The 19,699-nt window shown below is 67.9% G+C and carries 25 protein-coding genes; 8 read left to right on the top strand and 17 right to left on the bottom strand.

Going from position 1 to position 19,699, the window contains the following annotated elements:
• Positions 1-454: 454 nt before the first annotated feature.
• Positions 455-1,321 carry a ParB/RepB/Spo0J family partition protein gene (locus ACF062_RS37910; RefSeq protein WP_392144584.1) on the top strand — a complete coding sequence of 289 codons (867 nt, stop codon included), beginning with the start codon at positions 455-457 and terminating at the stop codon, positions 1,319-1,321.
• 493 nt (positions 1,322-1,814) lie between these two features.
• On the top strand, positions 1,815-2,747 hold the full coding sequence (locus tag ACF062_RS37905) for a hypothetical protein (protein WP_392144582.1): 933 nt from the start codon (positions 1,815-1,817) through the stop codon (positions 2,745-2,747).
• 1,437 nt (positions 2,748-4,184) lie between these two features.
• Here ACF062_RS37905 and ACF062_RS37900 read toward each other — a convergent pair.
• A complete protein-coding gene (locus ACF062_RS37900; protein ID WP_392144581.1) occupies positions 4,185-4,730 on the bottom strand; it encodes an HIT family protein in 546 nt (181 codons plus the stop codon).
• Positions 4,731-4,762: 32 nt separating this feature from the next.
• On the opposite strand from ACF062_RS37900, the gene ACF062_RS37895 reads away from it, so the two are divergent.
• The 3 genes from ACF062_RS37895 (at position 4,763) to ACF062_RS37885 (ending at position 7,019) form a co-directional block, all read left to right on the top strand.
• A complete protein-coding gene (locus ACF062_RS37895) occupies positions 4,763-5,242 on the top strand; it encodes an HIT family protein (protein WP_392144579.1) in 480 nt (159 codons plus the stop codon).
• 1,035 nt (positions 5,243-6,277) lie between these two features.
• Complete coding sequence (locus ACF062_RS37890) at positions 6,278-6,511, top strand: recombinase (RefSeq protein WP_392144577.1); 234 nt, start codon at positions 6,278-6,280, stop codon at positions 6,509-6,511.
• Positions 6,512-6,515: 4 nt separating this feature from the next.
• A complete protein-coding gene (locus ACF062_RS37885; RefSeq protein ID WP_392144575.1) occupies positions 6,516-7,019 on the top strand; it encodes a hypothetical protein in 504 nt (167 codons plus the stop codon).
• A gap of 26 nt (positions 7,020-7,045) precedes the next feature.
• On the opposite strand, the gene ACF062_RS37880 is transcribed toward ACF062_RS37885, so the two are convergent.
• The 3 genes from ACF062_RS37880 to ACF062_RS37870 form a co-directional block, all read right to left on the bottom strand.
• Entirely contained in the window at positions 7,046-7,924 is an 879-nt protein-coding gene (locus ACF062_RS37880) for an ATP-grasp domain-containing protein (protein ID WP_392144573.1), read from the bottom strand.
• 906 nt (positions 7,925-8,830) lie between these two features.
• On the bottom strand, positions 8,831-9,025 hold the full coding sequence (locus ACF062_RS37875; RefSeq protein WP_392144571.1) for a hypothetical protein: 195 nt from the start codon (positions 9,023-9,025) through the stop codon (positions 8,831-8,833).
• 9 nt (positions 9,026-9,034) lie between these two features.
• Positions 9,035-9,676 (bottom strand): hypothetical protein, encoded by a 642-nt coding sequence (locus tag ACF062_RS37870; protein ID WP_392144569.1) that lies wholly within the window; start codon positions 9,674-9,676, stop codon positions 9,035-9,037.
• Between the two features lie 400 nt (positions 9,677-10,076).
• Here ACF062_RS37870 and ACF062_RS37865 point away from each other — a divergent pair, with 400 nt between their 5' ends.
• Both ACF062_RS37865 and ACF062_RS37860 read left to right on the top strand, forming a co-directional pair.
• Complete coding sequence (locus ACF062_RS37865; protein ID WP_392144567.1) at positions 10,077-10,424, top strand: hypothetical protein; 348 nt, start codon at positions 10,077-10,079, stop codon at positions 10,422-10,424.
• Positions 10,417-12,060, top strand: coding sequence for a caspase domain-containing protein (locus ACF062_RS37860; protein WP_392144565.1), 1,644 nt, complete (start codon positions 10,417-10,419; stop codon positions 12,058-12,060). The genes ACF062_RS37865 and ACF062_RS37860 overlap by 8 nt, the downstream gene beginning before the upstream one ends.
• Positions 12,061-12,326: 266 nt before the next feature.
• Here ACF062_RS37860 and ACF062_RS37855 read toward each other — a convergent pair whose 3' ends face one another.
• The 10 genes from ACF062_RS37855 to ACF062_RS37810 form a co-directional block, all read right to left on the bottom strand.
• On the bottom strand, positions 12,327-12,680 hold the full coding sequence (locus ACF062_RS37855; RefSeq protein WP_392144564.1) for a hypothetical protein: 354 nt from the start codon (positions 12,678-12,680) through the stop codon (positions 12,327-12,329).
• On the bottom strand, positions 12,677-13,351 hold the full coding sequence (locus tag ACF062_RS37850) for a GGDEF domain-containing protein (protein WP_392144562.1): 675 nt from the start codon (positions 13,349-13,351) through the stop codon (positions 12,677-12,679). The genes ACF062_RS37855 and ACF062_RS37850 overlap by 4 nt, the downstream gene beginning before the upstream one ends.
• A 90-nt stretch (positions 13,352-13,441) precedes the next feature.
• Positions 13,442-13,732, bottom strand: coding sequence for a hypothetical protein (locus tag ACF062_RS37845; RefSeq protein ID WP_392144560.1), 291 nt, complete (start codon positions 13,730-13,732; stop codon positions 13,442-13,444).
• A gap of 102 nt (positions 13,733-13,834) precedes the next feature.
• The gene (locus tag ACF062_RS37840; protein ID WP_392144559.1) at positions 13,835-14,014 is read right to left on the bottom strand and encodes a hypothetical protein; all 180 of its coding nucleotides are present in this window, start codon (positions 14,012-14,014) and stop codon (positions 13,835-13,837) included.
• 95 nt (positions 14,015-14,109) lie between these two features.
• Entirely contained in the window at positions 14,110-14,490 is a 381-nt protein-coding gene (locus ACF062_RS37835; RefSeq protein WP_392144557.1) for a hypothetical protein, read from the bottom strand.
• Positions 14,466-14,900, bottom strand: a complete 435-nt coding sequence (locus ACF062_RS37830; protein ID WP_392144555.1) for a hypothetical protein — start codon at positions 14,898-14,900, stop codon at positions 14,466-14,468. The genes ACF062_RS37835 and ACF062_RS37830 overlap by 25 nt, the downstream gene beginning before the upstream one ends.
• A gap of 3 nt (positions 14,901-14,903) precedes the next feature.
• On the bottom strand, positions 14,904-15,035 hold the full coding sequence (locus ACF062_RS37825) for a hypothetical protein (protein WP_392144553.1): 132 nt from the start codon (positions 15,033-15,035) through the stop codon (positions 14,904-14,906).
• Positions 15,032-15,502 (bottom strand): Pycsar system effector family protein, encoded by a 471-nt coding sequence (locus ACF062_RS37820; RefSeq protein ID WP_392144552.1) that lies wholly within the window; start codon positions 15,500-15,502, stop codon positions 15,032-15,034. The genes ACF062_RS37825 and ACF062_RS37820 overlap by 4 nt, the downstream gene beginning before the upstream one ends.
• 83 nt (positions 15,503-15,585) lie before the next feature.
• Positions 15,586-16,197: a hypothetical protein gene (locus ACF062_RS37815; RefSeq protein WP_392144550.1), complete on the bottom strand. Its 612-nt coding sequence runs from the start codon at positions 16,195-16,197 to the stop codon at positions 15,586-15,588.
• Between the two features lie 194 nt (positions 16,198-16,391).
• Positions 16,392-16,541, bottom strand: a complete 150-nt coding sequence (locus tag ACF062_RS37810; protein WP_392144548.1) for a hypothetical protein — start codon at positions 16,539-16,541, stop codon at positions 16,392-16,394.
• A gap of 383 nt (positions 16,542-16,924) precedes the next feature.
• On the opposite strand from ACF062_RS37810, the gene ACF062_RS37805 reads away from it, so the two are divergent.
• Entirely contained in the window at positions 16,925-17,629 is a 705-nt protein-coding gene (locus ACF062_RS37805) for a hypothetical protein (protein ID WP_392144546.1), read from the top strand.
• On the opposite strand, the gene ACF062_RS37800 is transcribed toward ACF062_RS37805, so the two are convergent.
• From ACF062_RS37800 to ACF062_RS37790, 3 genes are all read right to left on the bottom strand, one after another.
• Positions 17,608-18,018, bottom strand: a complete 411-nt coding sequence (locus ACF062_RS37800) for an RRQRL motif-containing zinc-binding protein (RefSeq protein WP_392144544.1) — start codon at positions 18,016-18,018, stop codon at positions 17,608-17,610. The genes ACF062_RS37805 and ACF062_RS37800 overlap by 22 nt on opposite strands.
• A gap of 279 nt (positions 18,019-18,297) precedes the next feature.
• Positions 18,298-18,645, bottom strand: coding sequence for a hypothetical protein (locus tag ACF062_RS37795; RefSeq protein WP_392144542.1), 348 nt, complete (start codon positions 18,643-18,645; stop codon positions 18,298-18,300).
• Between the two features lie 515 nt (positions 18,646-19,160).
• On the bottom strand, positions 19,161-19,622 hold the full coding sequence (locus ACF062_RS37790; protein WP_392144540.1) for an ester cyclase: 462 nt from the start codon (positions 19,620-19,622) through the stop codon (positions 19,161-19,163).
• Between the last annotated feature and the right edge of the window lie 77 nt (positions 19,623-19,699).

Raw genomic sequence — 19,699 nt, 5'->3', positions numbered from 1 at the left:
TACAGGCCGTCTCAGCCTCAGCGAAGCGCCGGGCACACAGACTTGCCGAGCCCTCAAAGCACTCCCTGGCCTCAACAGTGTGGCCCTTCACGCCAAAGGACGGGCACAGGCCACACTGCGCAGCAATGGCACCCGTGCTCCTGCACGTCGCCAACGAGGTACCAACCAGCGCTGCAATGCCAGACAGTCGGCTATTACGGCGTAATAACCGATGGCACCTTCCTCTACGGGCAAACCAGCATCAGCGCTTCACCTGCAGGGGGTCCCGTACGAGCGCATTGAGAGCGGCGAGCAGCTCCTCTGAGACCGTCTGACTTCGTGGCGAGCCAAGGGCCCATCAGCGGAAGACGCCTCGCCCATCCGGGACCTGCGCGGACCCCGAGAGGGAACGCCGCGGCGTGTACGGACGCGTCAGCAGATCATCAACGGTGAGGGGAAACGCCCGCCGGCCTCCGTGCCGTTGACGGAGCTGGCGCACAATCCGTTCAATCCGCGCGATGAGTACACCGACATCGAAGAGACGGCGGAGTCACTTCGCGTCCGAGGGCATATCCAGCCGATCACCGTCGCGCGGCGTGCCGCTTTCTTGAGCGCGCATCCTGATCAGGAGGAGCAGATCGGGGCAGCTGAGTATGTCGTCGTCGACGGCAACCGCCGCCTCAAGGCCGCCACTCATGCCGGCCTGGTCGAGCTGCGTATCGACGTCAACGACGAACTGTCGGCCAGCGCCGCCGACATTCTCGAATCGGCACTGATCGCCAACGTGCACCGGGTGGACGTACCTCCCTTGGACCAGGCCAAAGCCATTCAGCAACTGGTGGAGGTCCACGGCTCACAGGGCAAGGTGGCCAAGCAGCTGGGTAAAACACCGGCATGGGTGTCGCAGCGGCTGGCACTGTTGGAACTCACTCCGGACTTGCAGGACGCCGTGGTGACCGGGCAACTGAAGGTAGAGCCCGCACAGCGCATCGGGCGTCTACCCAAGGAGCAGCAAGCCCCCGCCGTACAGAAGGCCATGGCCGCGCCGAAGAAGCCTCGCCAGCGCACACCGCGTCGTCAACTGGCCACCGGAAGCGCTGCGCCAGCCGTTAACGGCGTTAACACCCCCGACTCCCCCGGTACTGATCCTGCGGTTCCGCCCCGGACCGTTAACGCCGTTAATACCCCGGCAGCGGCGGAGCCCGCTCCTGGCGCTGCTGTGGTCATCTCTGACACCTCCCCTCAGGGCATCGTGGCCGCGTTGACGGAGAAGCTGTCGCCTCACGATCTGACGGCAGTGGCGGAGTTGCTCATGGAGTCACTCACCACCACTGCGGACTGATCGCCTGCCACCGTTAACGGCGTTAATGGTGCAGCTCCCGGCCCGCCACAGAGCGCAGCGGGTCCTCACAGCGCCAAGGCCCTCAAGATCGTTCTTGCCCAATTGGGCAAGAACGATCTTGAGGGCGGCCTACCCACACGCAGCAGCCCCTCTGTTCGATCTGGCCGAACGTCTTGGAAACAATTGTTGCCAGCGATGGTCCCTCGGGCTCGCACTCAGTGCCCGAGACGCAGCAGGCCGGCGAGGCGAAGAAGGCCATCGAGGCCGCGAAAGCCCCTCGCCAGCTGTCCGTTCTCACTGAAGGGAGTTATTTCTCGCCCAACCGAATCGGGCGTCACCTGCTGTGACCGCACAACAAGCAGCTCGCGCGTTCGGTGAGCCCTGATGACGAGAGCGTCCCCGTCGGGTGGTGGAGGTGGGCACCCCTCGTGGTGGACGCGCGTCGCAGTGAGATGCCCAAGGCTGGGGTTCCTGCCAAGAAGGGAACATCCAGGTGGAACGCTGGGACCAGGTCGGTCGGTGCGCGGGGTATGGGGCTGCTCTGTCGCTGGCGCCGTATCCGTTGATCAAAGTGTTGTGGGTCGTCGGCTCGCTCCTGGGAGTGGTGCCGATCGGCGAGGGTTACAGCCAAGCCGGTTGGGTTCTGCTCAATACGGTGACTATCGGCATGGCGGGAATCGGTATCGCCCTGGCGCTCGCCCTGGTGCGGCCCTGGGGCATGCGGATACCGGGGTGGCTGGTGGCATTCTGCGCCTGGACGGGGTCGGGATTCCTTGTGTCGATCCTGCCGTACGCCGTACTCAGTACGCTGCTGGATGCCGCGCGCGGCAACTCGTCCGACAACGGCGGCGACAGTACCGCCATGCCCGGCTGGATGGGCGCCCTGCTCCAGTTCAGCTTTATGGGGATGGGGCTGGGGCTTGCCCTCGCACTCCCCGCCTACCTGCGTCGACGCTGGCCGCAGGCGTTCACCGGACGAGGCCGGGACAGCGCCGGTGCCGGTGCGCCATGGGCAGCTGTCCTCGCTGTCGTCGTCGGCCTGGTCTGGCTGTACTGGGCAGTGGGCGGCACCCTGGGAATCGCCCACCCCGAAGAGCGGCACAACAACGGAGAGCTGCTTACTGGCCTGGGCGCGCTCTGGGCGCTGGTCGGCGCCGCCGCCATCTGGACACTCACCCGGGCACGGCCAGCCCGGCGGCCCCACTGGCTTCTCCTGGCGCTCGGCTGGCTCGGGTCGGGCTCGCTCTTCGCCTGGAGCAGCTGGAAACTGCCCCTCACGCTGCTCGTGGCGCTGACCCACTCAAGCGATGTCACCCCGCCGGAGAACCCAGCCGTCGCCGCGGTGCTGCACCTCGCCGCCATCGCAGCGGGGGCCGGCATGCTGAGAACACTCCTACGCTCACGCCCGCGCATCCCGGCTGCCTAAGACCGTCTGACGCTCCCACGAGCTTGCACCTGTGGCGCGGAGACATGGCCCACTGTGATGCTCAGAATGGCCAACTGGGCCGCTCAGTCACAGCGACGCCGAGGCGTCGACTCGCTTCGAATCAGCGACTACCTTCACTGAGAACGGACACCAGCGGCGCAGCCTGCGTTGGAACAGGGGGCGAGGCCTCGACCGTTAACGCCGTTAATATCCCGAGGGCGGGGTGCCGGGCAGGATCCTCCGTGCCGTCGACCGTTAACGGCGTTAATACCCAGGCGGCTCATGCTCCGGCGAGCGCGGCGCCGTCTAAGGCGGAACAGCCGGACCAGCTGTCGTACGGCACGCCTCCTCCGTGGTCACCTACCTGCACGTGAAGTTGGAGCCGTCGGTCTTGGCTGACGGTGCTCGTGTATGGCGGGGGATCCTGCGCGGGACAGGCCCTGAAATGCAAGAAGGCCCGTACTTCCCTCCATCCTGTAGGGAGTACGGGCCTTCGTCGAACTTCACGAACGGGTTCCTATCTCGTCGGGGATCGAGGGGCGCATCTGGCGAGGGGCAAACAGCCGGACCCCGCGGTGGCGGCCGGGCGCGTGTGATGGGTGTTATCCGGCGAGCTGCGTCGTGAGTGCCGGATTAGCGGCCGTGATCCGATCCAGGAGCAGGCGGCTGGGCTTCCACCGGAGCTGGGAGTCGGTGGCGTGGACCGGTTCGCGCAGGGGTTGCACGTTGCGGAGCTCGGGTGCATGCGCCGTCGTCCGCGTGGATGCCCGCGACGGCGGCGTCCAGGAGCGCCACGGCGTCGGCCTCGTACGGGTCGGCGAACCGCTGGTGGTCGCTGACGTCGAACGGCCCGTAGCGCGCGGTGATGCGGTGGTCGGGCACGAGGGTGGTCTCGCGTCCGTCCAGTGCGGCGGTGAGCCGGTCGTAGTCCTGCTGGGTGTGCCGGGTGGGTGTACGGGCCGACGCGCAGCAGGGTGAAGCCGTCGAGGCTGTCGTCGCGCTTGCGGGCCTCGATGTAGAGGGCGTAGTGCGCAAGCTCCATGCCGACGTCATCGGGCAGGGGCAGGTTCGCGGCGGCGTGGGTGAGCATCGCGTAGCCGTGCTGCCAGAAGCCGAGGATCGCGGTCGTCTCGCAGCGCAGCCAGCCGCGTTCGGCATAGCCGAGCTGGTGGCCGTGGAGGTAGGCGGAGGCGTGGCCGGTTTCGGGGTGGACCAGGGCGATGGCGATCATGTCGGAGCCGTGGTCGTCGCCAGGTCGGGGGTGCGCGCGCTCGGTGAACGGGCCCACTATGACGGCGATGTCCCGGGCGCTGCCGGGCGTCCAGGGCTCGGGGTTGCGCAGGGCGGTGAGCATCGCGCGGAACTGGTCGACGACGGCCTGATCCTCGGGGGAGAGGGCGCCGGGGGCGTGACCGCAGCGGCGGAAGAAGGGGCGTTTCATCGGGCAGGCTCCAGTTCACGGATGGAGTGGGTCCAGGGGAGGGCGAGGCCGTCACCGACGTGGCGAGGAATCAGGTGACCGTGCAGATGGAAGACGGACTGGGTGGCGTCCGGTCCGCAGGAGGTGAGGTAGTTCCACTGGCCGCCCAGCTCCTGGGCGAGTTCGGCGGCGCGCAGCTGCACGGTGGCGGATACGACGGGGTCGGTCGTGAAGTCGGCGACGTGGCCGCGCGGGAGGACCAGGAGGTGGCCGTCGGTGCAGCCGCGGCGGCCGTGCTCGTCGGCGCGCGGCAGGATCGCTAGGGCGTCGGCCCATTCGCGGACGATCGTGGCCGGTGCGTCGTCGTGGATGATCCGGCAGAACGGGCAGTCGGCGCGCGGGTGTTTGCGGGGGACCGGCGGCCGGTTGATGTGGTGGTGGGTGACCTGGACCTGGGTGCCGGACTCCCGTATCCGGTGGGCGATGGCATCCGCGATGGCGGGGGCGCTTTTCCGGACTAAGGAATTGCAGGTCGACTGTGATGCTCCCCCGTGCCCTCTCACGGGGAGGTGAGCACGGAGGGTAGGTTCTGGCCATGGTTGATGGCTGGCGAATGGACCGGATCGGAAGTGCTCTTCGAGGCGAAAACCCTGCGGTGTTGCGGCGCTTGGAGGCGGGGTTCGCGGTGATCGGTGATGTGCAGTTCCTGCCGGGTTATTCGGTCCTCTTGGTGGACGATCCCAAGGTGGAGAGGCTGTCGGACCTGCCCAAGGCCAAGCGGCTGGCCTTCCTGTCCGACATGGACCAGCTCGGAGAAGCAGTCGAGCGAGCGTCCTGTCGTATGGATCCGGCCTTCCGGCGGGTGAACCTGGAGATCCTGGGCAACACTGACGGGTTCTTGCATGCGCACGTATGGCCGCGCTTCGAGTGGGAGCCAGCCGAGTTGGTGCGTATGCCGGTGTGGCTCTATCCCCGTGACAACTGGTCCGACAAGGAGTTCGTACTCGGTCCGCAGCACGATCCGCTGCGCAAGGCGATCGGGGACGAGCTGGACCTTCTGCGCTCGGCAAGCTGACGGCGAGCAGGTCATGAGGCGGTCCTCTTCAGCACGCGGGGAAGGTGGACGTGGAGGTGCTCGACTTCAACGTCGTGGCCGCGTTCGCGAAGTGCCCGCGCAAGGATTTCGACGAGACCGCTGGCCCTTTTCCGGACTAAGGGGACTCACCCTGGGGCCCTTGTGAGACCAGGGGAGCCGTCCCCTCCTGTACCGCAGTGCCTCAATGGATAGGGTCCTGCGGATGGACATCACAGACCTGACGCCTCTGGAACGTCGCATCTGGCAGGCGTTCTCGCTTGGTGTAGCCATCGACGTTCGCCGAGACGAGTTTGAGGACCCCGCGACTATTCAGGACGCGGAACGGACTGTGCGCGCTGAGGTCATCCGGACCCTCATCCTGGGTGGTTCATCCGAATCCGGCGAGGCGCCCGCTCTACGCGTTGCCGGGGCAGCGATCACCGGCGTCCTCGACCTCCAGCACGCAGAGATACGCCATCCGATCCGTCTGACCGCTTGCCACTTCCAGCACCGCTTGGAGCTCGACGGGACGCAGGCTCGCCAGCTCGACTTCAGCGGATCCTGCCTTCCCGCTCTGGCTGCCACGTCCCTTCGTGTCGACGGCGCACTCCGGCTGACGAACTGCCGGATAGCGGGGAGCGCGAACGGGGTGGCGCGAGCGGCCTCGAGGAGCGCTGCGGCCTCGCGGTGGACTCGTTCTGCTGTCTGGACCAGCAGGGGGAGGTGGGGGAGTCGGTCACGCACCCGCTGGTGCATACGGGCTGTGGATACCGTCCGCGCAGCATTGGGGACCTTGACCGTCGCCCCCAGCCACAACGCGAAGTCCCGCCCTTCGGCAGGAGTGGCCTGGTTCCACGGAACATCCACCACTCGCAGACCTGTTAACTGCACCATGTCTCAATCGTGAGCCAGGCGGATCGCCTGGTCTTTCCAGGAGCGTGGTGTGGTGGAGGACGTAAGACGTGCCCTGATAGAGGATGCGCACGCCCCTACTCGACACCTTGCCAGCATGAGCACGCCTGTCTGAGATGTCCCATGTCCAACATCAATCCGAAGATGCTGCCCCGCCTCGACAAGATCGAAGCCGACCTTCTGGCCCGCCGGGCCCGGGCCGAAGCAGAGGGGTGGCTCGGTGAGATCGAAGGGATCGATCTCACCCTGTCCTTCCTACGCCAGAAACGAGACCAGACCCGTCGGCTCGCCAGGGTCGCGCCGGTCGACCTCGGCATACCCGGCATCGCACCGCGATCAGCGGCCAGGCGAGAATGAGGGGATGTATTGCCTGCAGGTGGTCATCGCCGCCGAATCCGTGCTTCGCGAGTTGGCCGGCTCCACCACAGAGGCGTGCATCATTCCTCTCGGCCAACACCTCTGGCTCCTGCCGATGACCGACGCGCTGTTCGATGTCGTCACCGCCGCCGGAGCACCCGAACTCAATGGGTTCTGGAAGGCTCCAGCGGGCTATGACCGCTTGCTGACCGCGTGCTCGGAGACAGGACCGGTGGCCTACATCGAGGCCGACTACTTCGGCGGGGTAGGGACTCAGACCGCACAGGTCTGGGATGGAGGGAAGATAGCTCTCGGACCCTTGCACCTGGCCGAAGGGGAGCCGTCGCCGACGACCGGCACTCCGATCTCTCAGGCGCTGCGGCGACTCGGCGCGACCAAGGGCAATCACGTTGACGAGTTCGCCGCAGTCGGACTCGGCCGCCACCGCGACACAGACGACTGGCTCTCGCCCAGGAACCGGTCGAGCTCCGACAAGCACATCACTTGACTTGGTACGGGGAAGGGGCGCAAGTGCTACGGACCGACCAGCAGTGCGGCCAATTCGCCTCGGCTGCTCGACTGGTGCAGATCACTGACTTGGCCGTCACCGACTTCGACGACCCGCCACACCCCGTCCGAGCGAAGGGCCACGTCGGTTGTGACGAACCGGCATCCTAGGCGCCGCACTGCAGGCCCGATGTGATCAAGGTCGGGCACCAGCCCGCGCTCAAACGGGCTATCCGGATGGGGCGTCAGCAGCCTGGGTTCACCATCCAGCCACCAGACGCGCACTTCAGCCGCGACGGACTCAAGCCGCGAGAACGTCTCGAAGGCGCGGAGAACGATCCCACCAGCCAGGAACTCCTCCTGCAACTCCACAAAGCGCTGCACGACCCGTGTCAGACCCACGGCGTCGGCGAGATCGGGAATGAAGCACGCCTGCTCCCACTCGTGCTTGCGCGATTTGACGTAGTCCTTCACGATTCCCGAGCCTGGCAACAGAGGCTCGGAGAGAGCAGCCAGGTCGTCGGCGGTCAGCATCTCACCGGGCTTCGTGGGACGCCACACGCTCGCGGGCGTGACGTCGACGAACATTGCATGCCACCCTGGCAGTTCGTGAGCGGTGCGGTACTGCTCCGGTGTCACGAGCAGCTCGGTGCCACGTCGGCTCAGGGCCCCAGCCAACGCGGTGTATCGATCGCTGGGAATCATCCAGCCTCGGTACCACGCACTTCCCAGCCCAGCTGGAACTTGTGCAACTGCCTGCTGCGCGTCGCCCTGCAACAGCGCGTCGTGGTCGATCAGCCCTACTGCCCCGCCACAGGCGCGGACCTCCCGAGCTTCCAGCGCGAAGTGTTCGTCTACGCGTCGAGGGTTCAACGAATCACGGCAGTACAGGACGGGCATCGGCATGACCGACACGCTACGGAACCTCCAGCCCTCGGGCCACGGGTTTCGCGCTGCCAGGCACGGCAGCTTGCCAAGTGCAGAGAAGCCACCGCCACCACCGCAGCAGGTCGAATGCGTAGCTGCGTACGCTGCCGGGCCGGTTGTACCGGGCGACGAAATCGATCAGTTACCTGCGTACCGGCTCGACAGCCCGCCTCTCCTCATCGAAGACCAGCCACGGCACCACGCCCGGGTTCGCGGCCACATGCCCCCACCGTGGCAGGCGAATCGATCGGACATCACGCGAGTACTCGTCCAAATCCGTTGCGCTCCTTGCTTGTTTGGATGCGCAACGCGTCATGGAGCCTCCAGGCTCGAAGTCGTGCGGGGCGGCGCTCTGGCGTCGCTGGTGGTCTCTCAGAGGGTGGGAGCGGTGGCGGCGCGGAGGATGTCGGCGTGGTCAGGGAGTTGAAGGACACCAGAGCGACCTACGCCAACCAGATCCAGATCCTGGCCTTACGCAATGCCGAACTAGAAGAAGACGCCGGAAAGCTCAGGTCACAGCTCTCCGATTCCAGCGACGGAGTAGTCCGCGCACTGCGCCCGACCTGACAACCCACCCCGGTCCGGACCACCTCCGGGCCAGGGTGCGCACAGCCAGGTACAGGTGAACGTGCTCACTCCAGATCGGCCGGGAACAGTCGTTCTTCAACTGTTCCTGTGGGCTGTAGGACCACTCGACGGACACTCCCCGCATCAGCGATCAGTACGTCAGGGACTTCGGCCTCGTAGAAGCGCAGATGACCGATGGCGCCAACTGTCATCGCTCGTGCGGCAAGCCACGCCAAGAGGCGATGGAGATCACCGAATTCGTCAGGGTGCACTTCTTGCCGAGCGATCAGTGCCCAGCCTCGGGGGCTGCGACAGAGGTCACCCGACCATTGCCCCGCCGATGTACTTCGCCGGGCCTCTTGAGGACAGCAGAGGATACTCCTCCGCATCCCCCGCCCCATCCAGCACGGCATCCCCGTCCTCGCCCAAGTGCCAGCGCAGCAAGTCGAGATCAGCGGCCGACAGGGAGTCGGGGAAGTCAAGAGCAAGCTGGAGCTCGTAAAGATCACTCATGCAGTAAGGCTACGTCTCGTGGGGAGACTGAAGTTGAGTCGGCGTGGTCGAGAAGCCGGGCGCCCGACATCTCGCTGAGCACGTTCGTGTGTACCCGCCTGGGCGCTGACCGTCGGTGTCCCCGCATCGGCCTTCACCGGGCAGCTCATCGCCCAGGACACCCGGTGGCGCCTGGTCGACCGTCTCATCCACGACGACGAGATCACCGTCGCCGACAAGGCGGCTGGCCTGCTTGCCCTGTTGTTCGCCCAGGGTCCTTTCCGTATCACCGCCCTCACCGCCGCCCACATAGAGTTCCGCGGCGACGAGGTATCCCTCCGTCTTGGAAAGGTCCCGGTCCTGATGCCCCCGCCCCTCGACGGCTACCTGCGAACACTCCATGCCGAGGCGATGGCCCGGGACACCGCAGCAGAGCGGTGGCTGTTCCCCGGCCGATTCCCCGCCCAGCACCTCAGCTCCGGCCGGCTCACCAGCCGCCTCCGGTTGCTCGGCATCCGCCCGCGTATGGCCCGCAACACCGCCCTGATCGAACTGGCCTCCGAGCTGCCCGCGGTCGTCGTCAGCCGCCTCCTCGGCATCCACCAGAACACCGCCGACACCTGGCACCGCCTCGCCGGCCAGGACCTCATCTACGCCACGGAGATCACCCACCGCCAGCAGTCCACGGCCACCGCAGCACGGGACACTCCGTCCTGGCCACAGACTGCCGGACTTGCATCCGGTACTCAGGTACAGGTTTACCGTCGGAGGTGTCCCCGCCCTCGGGGACGTGACGACGGGAGTGAGCACGATGAGCGAGATGGCCAAAGGCCGTGGGTTCGAGTTTTCCGAAGAGGGCTCGTAGCCGAGCTCGAGGGTGGTGCGTCCAAAGCGGTACCGGATCCGGCTCGGGTTCGTCCGAGCTCGCCGAACCGAGGGGCAGGCCATGACACGCAGGGCGCACGCGAGCGGGGATGAGGCCCCGGACGTCGAGGGCCTGGAGAGCGGGCCCGTCCGTGTACGCTCACCCAGGTTCGCAGCATGTAACACGACTGCCAGTTGGGGGAGTTGAGTGATCTTCCGGATCAAGATCGACGGCGCCGACGCTGAGGACGAGATTCGCTCACTGCGCGAGTGGCTGGAAGCAAGCCCCGCTATGCGGCAGCACGCCACCATCGCCTGGCACACGGAGCCCACGACGCCCGGTCACATGTCGGGTGGCGCGATGGAGTGGCTGCAGTTCATCACGGACAACGCGTGGAGCGCCGCCAACTTCACCGTCGCCTACATCACCTGGAGGAGGACCCGCAGGAACCCGCGCACAGCGGTCATCGAGACGAACGGGGTCAGGGTCTCGATCGAAGGGGCTGACGCGGAAGTGACCGCCCGTATCTCCCAGGCGCTCAGCAGCAATGGGTAAGACCGCTGCGTCACTCCCAGACCCGTCGCGATCGATGGCCGTGTTAGTCGGCGTGAGCGACTACGGGACGCTGGACCCCCTGCCTCTGGTGCAGAACAACCTCGCCAGCATGCAGCGCATGCTGACTGACAAGGACTCCTGGGGACTGCCGTCAGAGAACTGCATCATCGTCCAGAATCCAGCCCGCCCCGCCGACGTCATCGAGCCGATCGAAGCAGCGGCTGCTGCCGCCAAGGACGCTCTTCTCGTCTACTACGCGGGCCACGGTTTCAAGGACTTCGACAACGGCGCACTCTGCCTGAGCCTTCAGGAGTCCAAGTCAGGTCTCGGCTATACGGCGGTGTACTACGACTGGCTGAAGAGCCCGATCCTGCGGTCGGGGGCGCCGAGGAAGATTGTGATCCTCGACTGCTGTTTCGGCGCACGGGCCTTTCCGGCAATGGCGGCTTCCAGCTCCAGCGTGGCAGATCAGGCCGAAGCCGAGGGGACGTTCCTGATCGCAGCCGCCGGCGAAACGGAGCTAGCCATGGCGGACGATGGCCACGGACACACTGGGTTCACAGGGGAACTGCTGCGACTGTTCGAGACGGGTGTGGAGCAAGGTCCCCCGATCCTGGACCTCACCACTTGCTTCAACCAGCTCGTCAGACGCCTGCGCGCGAAGTCGCGACCACTGCCCCAGCAGCGCACCTTCAACTTCGCAGGCAACATCGCGCTGGCACGGAATAGAGCACACGCGCGTAAGACCGACACCAGCAGGAAGAAGCCCCAGGGAAAGGGGCTGGGACTCGTACGCAGCGACGTCCTGGAGAAGCTGGAGGACACCGCACCTCTTGCACGCCAGCTGAAGACGGCCCCGGCCGCCACGGCCAAGAGGCTGATCAGCCTCCGAACCAACGGCCACGCTGAAGCACTTGCGAAGGCGATCCGTTACGTCATCGAGAGCCCTTCGCTCAATGCGGTACGAGTGGCCATGCACTGCCAGTCCCGCAACGGTGCCGATATCTCCTACGCCCTGTTCGCAGAGATGGCCTGGGGTTCCCCCAGTCGGATCCCTGAATTCCTTGGAGACATGCGGAACCTCCGGTGGGACAAGGCGGCCGGGCTGCTGCTGGCCTTCTTGGCCTTGGCGCCAGAACATTCCCGGCATCTGGCCGAGGAGTCGCTGCGCCGCAACGGCATGGCGGCCTACGCTGGCCGCATCACCCTCGAGGGTGTTCAGGAAGACGTGCCCGTACTGGCCCGCCTGATCTACGCGCTGGGCATGACGGGCAGGCACTCCGACTGGACCAGGCTGAGCCTCCTCTTGCCCAAGGACGCCAGATCGAAGAAGCCCCAGGCATTCCTTCTCTCGAAGCCAGAGCCGCCCCCGCCGCTCCTTCTACCCGCCGACGTCGGATGGAAGGACATTCCTCCTGAAACGGCCGAGGAGTTCTCTCGCGTGGCCGCCGCCATGCTTGGAAGCCGCGTGAGCCTGCAGGACGAAATTCGGGAAGCCATGCTGCGGATCGCCCTGCAGAAGCCGCAGGACGAAGACCTGGCAACGCTCTTCACCATCGAGCCACACCGCCTCGAACACCGGCCGCTCCAACCCTTGGTCGAACTCATGCGCCGGATAGCTGCCTCAGGCGGGTGACACGCCAAGCCTGTCAGTGCTATTCGGCCTAGTGGACGGTCCTTTCGTCCGCTTCTACTCGGGCCCTGGTCTCGGCGATCCGGCGTTGCGGAGGCTGTGTTCGATGAGGCCGGGCTGGTCGATGGTGCCGGTGTAGCGCAGGGCTGCGCCGACGGACAGTCCGAACAGGTCGCAGATGCGACGGGGGTCGCCGCCGGTGGCCTCGGCCCCTCGTCTGCCTCGCCAGCATGGCCGTGATCATGTACGCACCGCGCAGCCACTGATCTCTACCTCACGCCCAGGTGGCCCACAGCGTCACCGAGGCGGTCATTGCACAACTTCTGATAGCCGGAACTACCAGTAGTGCCGGCGGCGTCCTGATGACAGTCGGTGAGGCGAGCGACGCCGATGACGGCCCGGGTGTGCAGGGCGCGGCCGCGGATCGCGGCGGCGACCAGCGGGTCGCGCATCGGGGCCCGCTCGGTGGCCTGCCCGGCGTGCAGCAGCACCAGGCCACGCCAGGACCAGGAGGCCGACCTGTTCTCCACGTCCTTCCCGGCGAGGATGCAGGTCGTCCAGGGCTGGCGGATCGTGATGCCCCGGATCCAGGTGCCCGGGTCGACGGTGGGGGTCTCGCTCATGCCGCCCGCCCCAGGATGCTGGTGCCCGGCCGTCCGGCGCGGCGGCCGTTGATGGACGGCACCGTGGCATGCTGCGGTCCGGCCAGGACCGCGCGGCCGGTGTGCTTGCCCGCGTACATCGCGGCGTCGGCGGCCCGCTGGAGCAGACCCAGGTCCGTCGTGCCGAGGGCGTCGGGGGAGGCTGCGCCCACCGACGCGGCGATGTCGACCAGGACGCCGTCCTCGACCTCCACCGGCCGCGCGAGCAGCTGCGTGAGCTGGGCGAGGCGGAGCTCGCGGCGGGCGGGTCCGATCGCGACGGCGAACTCATCCCCTCCGAGCCTGCCGACCGCCCCGCGGCTGCCCGCCCACGCGGTGAGCCGGGTCGCGGTCGCGGCCAGGACGCGGTCGCCGGCGGCGTGCCCGCCGGGCCCGTCGTTGATCTGCTTGAAGTGGTCCAGGTCCACCAGGACGACCAGGGCGGCGTCGCCGTACCGGTCGGTGATCTGCCGGGCCCGGGTGGTGAAGCCGTCGCGCCCGAGCAGCCCGGTGAGCGGGTCCTTCCGGGCGGCGGCGAGCTTGCGGTGCAGCGCGAGCGCGTGCACGGTCCAGCCGGTCAACGGTATGGCGAGGGTGGTGATGAACAGGGCGCGATTTCCCGAAGGGGCCTGTACGCGCGCGGTGGAGGCCATACTGGTCTCTCCCTCTCGTCTTGTACGGGATGGGTAGGCCCGGGGCGGCCGACTGGTTTTCTGGCCTTTGGCGGCCGTCCCGGGGCGGATTCAGAACGTGCGGCGCGTGCCGAACAGGCCGTGGGGGATCACCCAGGGCGCGGCCGTCGCCTTGTTCCAGTCGAGGTCCCAGTCGGGCCGCAGCCCCCGGGCACCCCAACCACTGACGAACTCGTGCGGGATCTCCTGCCCGGCCTGGTGCAACAGGCGCGCCTTGTCGTACGCGTCGTGCGCGGCGTTGCGGGCAGCGAGGGGGTCGTCGGCCAGGCCGACGAAGATGTGGATGCCCGGCTGGTCGTTGTGCTTGGTCGGGACGTCAACCTCGAAGTAGCGAAGCGGCATGACGCCCTCTCCTTCCTGTCGCTGGTCGTGGCGGAACACCGCGACCGCCCCGGCCGGTGAGCCGGGACGGCACGGAGGCACGCCGCGCTCGCGCGGGAGGGATCAGCGGTTCGCGGCCGCCGCCACGATCTCGGCGTGGTCGAACGCGAGGTCGGGGAGCGCGTCCAGCTGGTAGCCGAGGTAGGCACCGGCCGCGCCGCCGATCAGCGCGGACGACATGCTGGCACCTTCGATCATCGAGTTGGCGACGGTGTTGGCCCTCTGGCGCAGGGTTGCGGTCATGATGTGGGGGCTCCTTCTTCTGTCAGTGCGCTCTGGGAGGGAGGGGGCGTTGCTCCGGGGCGGCCGGGTTCGATGCCTGCTGCCGCCCCGGGCACTCAACTGGCCGCGTGGAGCGCGGCGGTGGTGCGGACGGTGTCCGCGAGCAGCACGGTCAGCTCGTGGCCGTGGTCGACGGCGTCCTCCAGGCGCTCGATGAGTTCCAGGGACAGGCCGCGGTTGCGGGCGCCGGTCAGGACGCCCTCGAGGTAGAGGACGTCGGCCAGGACGCGGCCGCGGACGTCCAGGACGCCGGGCTGCACGGCCAGGACGTCGGCGTTCTTCGCGGTCGCCAGGGCCGCGTGGTCGGCGGCCTCGGTGTACACGCTCTTGGTCTGCTCGGTGAGCAGCGCGTCGACCTGTGTGGTGGTGCCGTAGGCGCGGCGCCATCCGAAGCGGGCGGCGGCGGCTTCCATCAGGGAGCGGCGGGCGAGGGACACGGTGACCTCCGGGGGAGGGCCGGTCGTCCGGTCTCGGCTGACCGGGCGGACACCGCGTCGTCCCCGGCCGCCGACGTGCGGCGGGCGGGGATGTCGCGGGGCAGCGCCCGGCAGGTCGTGGCGTGCTCGTTGGCCACCGTCGCGGCGTCGGCGAGGCTGTAGCGCGTGCTGTAGGTGCGCTTCCCGTTCTCGCGGGTGGCGTAGTGGCAGCCGAGGCAGGCGACGGAGTAGTAGGTGCCGGACGGGCCGTCGTCGGTGGTGTAGACGAGGACGACCGCGTGCGCCTGGTTGTAGTACCGCTGGGCGATGGTGACGCCCTCGGGCTTCCAGGTCTCGCCGGTCTCGGGCCACGGCTCGGGGGCCGGCGCTTCGACGGGCTCGGGGCGGCGGGCGAACAGGGTGAGTGCCATGGGTTACTTCTCCTTCTGGTCGGCCTGGGCGTGGATGCGGGCGGCGGTGCGGCGGGCGGCGGCGATCACGAACGGGATGGCGAGCGCGCCGGCGAGGCTGGCGTAGCTGATGACGTAGCTGGCGGCGGTGCTCACACCAGCACTCCGATCACGGTGACGGTCAGCAGGGCGAGCGCGGCGAGGATGACGTCGACCGCGAGGGCCAGGCGCCGGAACTTGCGGACCGCGAGGATCGACAGCGCCTTCACCCGGGCGGGGCGGTGGTCTTGGCCCATCGCCTCCTGGAGCTCGCTCTCCTCCAGGTGCGCCCACTGCGGGAAGGTGCCCGGCGCGGGGCGGCCGGGGACGCTCAGGCAGGGCCGGACGACCAGGAGGAGTAAGACCGCCGCGGTGGCGAGGGCGAGGACGGCCAGGCCGCCGACGGCCTTCGTGAACACGGGCAGGTCCTTGTTGGCGACGCTGGCCAGACCCGCGAGGACCGCGCCGTCGAAGGCGAGCAGCAGGCTGGCCTTGCTGTCGGTGCGGGCGATCTCGCCGCTCACGGTGGCGCAGGCGGCGTCCAGATTCCGGTCGCCGCTGATGGTGAGGGGGGCGGTGGTCACGTGCGACTCCCATCCGGGCCGGGCTGTCCGGCTCCCCGTCACCACCCGGCCCGCGTGGGCGGGGCGGGTGGATCAGGCAGCCGTCAGATCAGCGAGCCGGATGGTTGTGGTTGTGCAGGTGGATCAGCGGGTGAAGGGACAGGCCGCGCAGGGCGAAGAAGCTGCCGATTGTCCAGGCCAGGACCGCGAGGGCGGCGGCGCCGGGGCGGCCGGCGGCGGGGGCGGCGTTCCACACCATGAACACCGAGCTGGCGCCGTGTGCGGTCCAGGTCAGCCCGGGCACCGACGGCGCCGGTGATCCAGGACAGGATCAGGGAGGCGGCGCCGACGCCCTGCCAGATGACGAACGCGCTGCTCGCCGTGAGCGGCAAGCCGACCGTGTGCGCGCTCAGGTAGTCGTGGACGGGGTCGGCGACGGTGGCGGTCCACTGCGTGAACCACGCCCAGTCCTGGTGGTGGTGCCAGTCGATTCCCTGGGGAATCGTCTTCGTAAAAACGATCAGCAGGGCGGCCACGCCAATGACCGCAGCAACCGCGATGGCGCCGGCCGGAATGTCGTCGGCGGCTTTGATAGGGCGTGGCCGGGGCGGGGCGGGCCGCCGGGGCGGCGGGATGCGGTCGTTGTCGTCGATGGTGTTCAGCGGCGGGATGACGGGATCTGATTTGTCGGGCTCGTGCTTGTCGGGTTCGCTCACGGGGTTCTCCTTCACGGTGGTCGACGGCTGCGGGATGAGGTGGTGCTGTACGTGGGCGGGCCGGCTCACCGACTCCCCTTCACCACCCGCCGGCGGGCGGGTGGATCAGGCAACCGGCAGACGCGGGAGAGGGGTTCAGGCCGCGGCAGCGAGGTGCTCGCCGGGCGGGCGCATGTACGGGGCCAGCGAGGATTTCAGTGACGGCGCAAGAAGTGATCAGCAAAAAGCCCGAACGCCAGGGCGACTGCGGCAGCTGTGCCGATCTCCGGATTTCGGTAGGTGATGTAGCCAACGGCTGCAACCAAGGTGAAGACAAACGCGGTGCGCAGATCGATGCCTTCCAAGGTGTCCTCTTCTCTTTTCCGGCTGGGCCTCAGCCGTCGAAGTTGGCGTCTCGGATTGAGCGCCTTGAGCCACCTTCAATCCGGGCTCCGACTGTCCGAACGGCCAGCCATAGATCGCCACAGACGCGGACGGTCTGCCATGCTTGGCGGACGGTCCTGGACGGTTTTGGACACAGGGGGGATTGGTGGGACGATCAGGCGAGCTGAAGCGACCAGTGCTTGGCGCCGGGCCGCTGAGGGACCTCAACGAGGCTCTGCACGCGCTGCACTTGGACGCAGGGCTGCCGTCGCTGTCCTTGATGCACCGGGATGTAGGCAAGACGATTAGTCGGAGCAGTCTGCACGACGCTCTGACGGGAACGGCTCGGCCCCCGTGGGAGACCGTGGAGGCCCTCGTCGAGATCTTGGCCACCCGCTCACCGCGTACTTCGCCGGAACGGGAAGTTGACAGGTTTCACCGGTTATGGGTCGACGCCGCCCGCTCTGTTATTGCCTCTGGTCTGATCGAGAGTGCGCATGAGGGTGGTGCAGATGCTGCTACGAAAGCCGCACACTGGATCGTCGTCGTCGACATCGCTGGCTTCAGCGGGGCATCAGACTGGGCACAAGCGGGCTTGCATCAGAGGCTGTACACCTATGTTGAGGAAGCACTGGACTTCGCAGGCCTCAGGGGCGCCGCTCAGATTGCTGATCGTGGGGACAGTCTCTTCATTCTTCACCCCGTCGAGCAGGCCACGCTTGGTGCTCTGCTCGGATTCTTGCTGCATGTGCAGAGACTTGCGGCCGACCAACCCCTCGATGAGGCGAGAATGATAATGCGCCTCGCGGTCTCTCAGGGCGCTGTTACCGTCTCGCCGAACGAGGGCTGGTACGGCGCAGACTTGAACACTGCGGTGAGACTGCTGGACACGCTTCGCCAGGCCGTGCATGACCCCACTGTCTGTATCGCGGTAGCCATGGCTGAGCAGGTTTATGACGGCCTCCGGATCCTCGAGCCTCACGGATTCCGCCCAGATTTCCGCAGGGCGCACGCGGCTACGAAGGTCGGCAACATTCCCGTGTGGATCTACACCGCGGAAAGTGTGTAGCTGTCGCGCGACGCTGGCGTGCCGTCATAGCACTCCAAGCACGACCCCAAGGTCTTCAAGGGAAGGCAGTGGAAATAGCGCCGGCCACACGGGCCAGGACACGTCTGGCGAGCAGCCATCGCCTTGTCGAGCGCGGCCTCCTTCGCCAGCGTCATCGCGAACTTCGGCTTCGCCAGGTCGATCCGGTACAGCCAGGCCCACCGCTTCCCGCCGCGGCATTCGATCCGGGCGACGGGCTCGTGGCCGCCGGGGCGCAGTCCCATCTCCCGCAGCTGGCGGCGGGTCGCGAGGTTCTCCCGCCCGGCTTGCTTCCACCGGAAGACCGGTAAGGAGCCGTCGCCAGGGTCGTACGGGTCGACGTCGACCAGGTCCTGGTCCTGGCCGGCCATCACCTGCTCCAGGTACCGGGAAGTCGGCGCTGGGGCGCGGGGTAGCGGCGGGGGCCGGGGATGGTGGGGCGGGGGCGGCCGATCCTGCGGCGGGGCCGGGGGATGAGCACGATGAACCTTCCATGTCGTCGGTGGCGTGGACGTTCAAGCGCCCGCCGCCCCTGATGGCGGGACGGTCGGGCGCGGGCGAAGCTCAGCCCGTCGGCCTGTCCGGTCACCGGCAGCCGGCCCGCCGGGTGCGGGCGGGGCGGCGGCCGGTGGCCAGGCGGAGCGACCGGATCAGCGGCCCAGCTGGCGGACGTTGTCCGGGGCGGGGCCGTCGGGCTGGGCCGCGATGTGGATCTGCGACTGGACCGTGATCTGCGGGGCGGCGGTGTGCACGGTGGAGAAGACCCGCGGGCGCAGGTTCAGTCCGCGCAGGGCGAAGGCGGAGGCGACGGTGCACGAGGTATCCGGGGTCGTCGTCCAGACCATCGCAACGCCCGCGCAGCCCCATGCCAGCCACGTCAGCCGGATCCCGTTGCTGCGGGTGATGAACCCGGCGATCAGGGAGAACAGGCCGGTGACCTGCCACAGGGTGTAGACGGTGGAGGCGCTGATCGGCAGGCCGGACGGCCCGGCCCGCACCCGACCGTGAGAGGTTCGGGTGCGAGGCAGGTGGTCCGGAGCAGGGGTTCATAGGCCGCAGGCGTCGGCGAGGTGGGCGGCATGGTGCGGCGCTGGGCGGCGAGGGCGAGCCCGCCGCCGATGACGAGCGCGGCGGCGAGCAGCACCCCGGCGCCCGGGCGGCCCACCGCACCGAGGACGCTCACCAGGGCCGGGCCGGCCCGGTAGGACACGCCGTTGGCGAGGGCCTCCAGGGCGAAGGCGGTGGGCAGCGCGGAAGCCCATTCACGGCGTCGCTCCCGCGATGGCTGCGCGCACCCTGGGTGGCCAGACACCCTGGGCGGCCGGACACCCCTGGGCAGACCGCTGATCAGGGTCCTGGAGTTCCGGCTCAGGCGGCAGCCGCGACGGAGGCGGTGCCCCGCCTGCATCCGGCGCGGTGCGTGGATGCCCGACCGGCTCCGGTGGCAAAGCCGGCGCGAGGCGGCCTGACGTTCTCGACCGGGTCAGTTGAAGTCTGTCGGTTTACGGGGGCGTCAGTGCTGGGCGGGGCCGTTTGGGCCGGAGACGGCTCCGAGCTGGGCGAGCCCGTCCAGGATGTCGGTGCAGGTCCAGTACTCGACGAACTTGCCGTTGTCCACGCGCAGGATGTCGTGGCCGCTGAAAGCGATTCTCGTGCCGGCAGGGGCGGTGGCGTGGGGGATGCCGCCGGTGTAAGTGGCGCGCATGGTCCAGCGTGCGGCGATCAGGTCGCCGTCGACGATGGGGCCGAGGTCGACGGTGATGGCGATGTCGCCGAACGCGGCCATGGTCTGCTCGATCTCGGGCAGCAGCCGCGCTGGGCCGGTGATCGCCTCGGAGTCGCTCCCGTCGGGGCGTGCCTGATGGACGACGAAGCCGGGGTCGAGGATGTCCTCGGCGTGGCTGAAGTCACCGCGCCACATCGCGCTCCAGCGGTCGTAGAGGGCTCGTAAGTATTCCGAGGCCTGATAGGTCATGACGGTCTCCCGTGTGTCGTGAACATGAATGCCCCTGCGTCACGCATAATCTGTTTGACGCACACATTTGCCTCTAG

The organism is Streptomyces sp. NPDC015345, assembly GCF_043078805.1.
In the GTDB taxonomy this organism is placed as follows: domain Bacteria; phylum Actinomycetota; class Actinomycetes; order Streptomycetales; family Streptomycetaceae; genus Streptomyces.
Note: the sequence above shows the minus strand (reverse complement) of the source record. Positions and strands in the feature narration are given on the sequence as shown.